Here is a 2,695-nt window from a genome sequence, read left to right as displayed (position 1 = left end):
CGTGGTGACCACCACACGCGAGGCGCGCAGCAACGCAAGCATGCTGCCGGGCCTGGACGCGGCCAGCGGCGTGAAGCTCGCGGCCGTGACGCTCGACCGCGTGGCGGGCCTGTACGTGACCAATCCCGGGGGCAGTCTCCTCGCAACGGCGGGGCGCGACATGAACCTCACGGGCGCCGAGGTCAAGAGCGGTGGTGATGCGAGCCTCTCGGCCGTGCGCGACCTGAACCTCGACAGCGTCACCACGGGCCGCGCGGAAGACATCCGCTGGAGCGGCAGGAACTCGCGCGAGGGCCAGCAAAGCCGGGAGATCGGCACCACCGTCAGCGGGGCGGGCAGCGTGAGCCTCACGGCCGGGCGCGACCTGACCGGGCGTGCAGCCACCTTGAGCGCTGGCGAGGCCCTGAGCCTGGAAGCCACCAACCAGCTCACCCTGCAAGCCGGCGAGAACGGCAGCTCGGCCGAGACCCATCACGCCACCAAGCGGGGCATGACCAAGTACAGCCTGGATGCCGACAGTCAGGACACCACCTTGGCGCGCACCAGTCTCACAGGCAAGAACATCCAGCTGCAAAGCGGCGGCGACATGACCCTCTCGGCCATCGATGCGAAGGCACAAAGCCTGGCCATCGACGCAGGCGGCCAGCTCAACCTGCTCACGCAGTCCACCACCCGCGCCATGAGCGCCAGGGAGGTCGACAACGACGCGGCCTTCTCCTCGTCCTCGGGCAGCGGCAAGAAGGACGAGACCAGCCAGTACAACCGCTTCGACGTCAAGGACCTGAACATCCAGGCCGGCGGCGGCGTGAAGGCACAGCTCGGCCAGAGCGACAGCCTCGCCGCGCTGGCGCAGCAGCCGGGCATGGCCTGGGTGAACCGGCTGGCCAACGACCCGGCCTTCGTCAACAGCCTCGAGTGGCAGCGGGTGAAGGAGGAGCACGAGCGCTGGTCGTATCACCAGAGCGGGATGGGGCCGGTAACGGCGCTTGTGGTGAGCGTGGTGGCGGCCGCGGTGGCCGCGCCCATGGCGGCGCAGGCAGGGGCGGCTGCGGGCGGGGCGGCGGCCGTCGCGACGGGCGAAGGCGTGGCGCTGACAAGCGGCGGGATCTTCATCGGCGCGAGCGCGCCTATCACGGCAAGCGTGAGTGCGGCAGTACAGGTGGGCGTCACAGCCCTGGCCAGCCGGGCGGCGGTGAGCCTGGTCAACAACGATGGCGAACTGGGCAAGGTGCTCAAGGAGATGGGCAGCAGCGAGAGCATCAAGGCCATTGCCACCTCGATGCTGACGGCGGGCGTGATCGAGGGGCTGGGCAACACCATCACGATGGATGTGGATGGCGTGGCCACGCCGCTGAACCAGATCACGCCACGGGCGGGTATCGTGCCGAACCTGGGACGCCACGTGATCAATGCGAGCGCCCGCGCCATCGTGGATACGGCCATCAATGGCGGCAGCCTGGAGGACAACCTGGCACGAGGCATCATCAACGGCGTCATCAGCGCCGGCGCGGCTTCCGGAGCTTACGAGATCGGCCAGTTGACCAGCCCTGGCATCGATCCGATCACAGGTGCGCTCACGCCGCCGGCGCTGAACCGCCTTGCAGGCGAAGTGGCGCACGCCATCGTGGGGTGTGCTGCGGGGGCGGCCAGAACGGGCAATGGCGACGGTTGCGCGCCCGGGGCCGTGGGTGCGGTGGTTGGGCATCTGACCGCAGGGTTGATCGATTCGACGGGAGACCCGTCCCGGGCGATGGACACGCTGGCGTGGTCACGGCTCCTGGGTGCCATCGCCGGGGGCATCGTGGGCGGGGACGTGAAGGCCTTGGACATCGCCGGAGAAACGGCGGGCAATGCGGTAAGGAACAACCGAATGTTGCATCCCGACGAACGGGCAACAGCTCGCAGGCTGGCCGAGCAAAGCGGCGGGCGCTACACGCCAGAGCAGATCGAAGAGCAGATGCGCCTGATGGGCAACAAGACCCAGGGCGTGTCGGCCAATACGCTGGCGCAATGGGATGTGGCGACGCAGTCGGGCTACAACATCGATCCGGGCTTGCCTACGCAGGCTGTACCGGGGACGACGCAAGTCATCGAGGTCCCGGCGCAAGTGAATGGGGAGATCCAGCACTACATCATCTCCAGCACCACGACTGGCGGGGGCACCGACGGGATTCCATACTGGACGCCTTACACGACGAGCAGTGGCGCGACATCTTCGCCGAGCTATCGCGGGCCAGATGCCGCAACTGCACCATGTGCAAATGGGAACCACGGCTGCATCTCGGGCGTAGGCGTCCAGCAGAACGCACCCCTGACACCACAACAAAAGCAGGCCGTTGGCGCGTACTTCGGGAAGATGAGCACGGACTATCAGCGAGCAGCGGCGATGGCGACTGCGACAGGCAATGTGCCCGTGACGCTGTCGTTCGAGATTGCGGCGGGCGTGGCAGGATTGCTCGAACAAGCATTTACGCCGAGTGCGGGGAAAGTGGTTATTGATTCGTTGCTTGTTGATGAGGTAGTCAAAAGATTCTCGACACGCACCGGGATTCCTTTGATTGCAGTGGTTGAAGTTGCAGAGCGAGAGATCAAGCCGCGACTTCAAAATGCCAGAGTGAAGTTGACCCCCTTTCACGGACGCCATACTGTTCACATCAGTGGAGTCCCGAATGCCCAAATCAAAGCCGCCGTATCC

At 66.2% G+C, this 2,695-nt stretch carries 1 protein-coding gene; it reads left to right on the top strand.

Annotation, left to right across the window (positions count from 1 at the left end; genetic code table 11):
* Window positions 1-40: 40 nt before the first annotated feature.
* Window positions 41-2,695: DUF637 domain-containing protein (locus A8M77_RS34795; RefSeq protein ID WP_143694908.1), on the top strand; the 2,655-nt coding region annotated here is incomplete at its 3' end.

The sequence above is a fragment of the Variovorax sp. JS1663 genome (genome assembly GCF_002157355.1).
Lineage (GTDB): Bacteria > Pseudomonadota > Gammaproteobacteria > Burkholderiales > Burkholderiaceae_C > Variovorax.
This window is presented reverse-complemented; position numbering and strand designations above follow the sequence as displayed.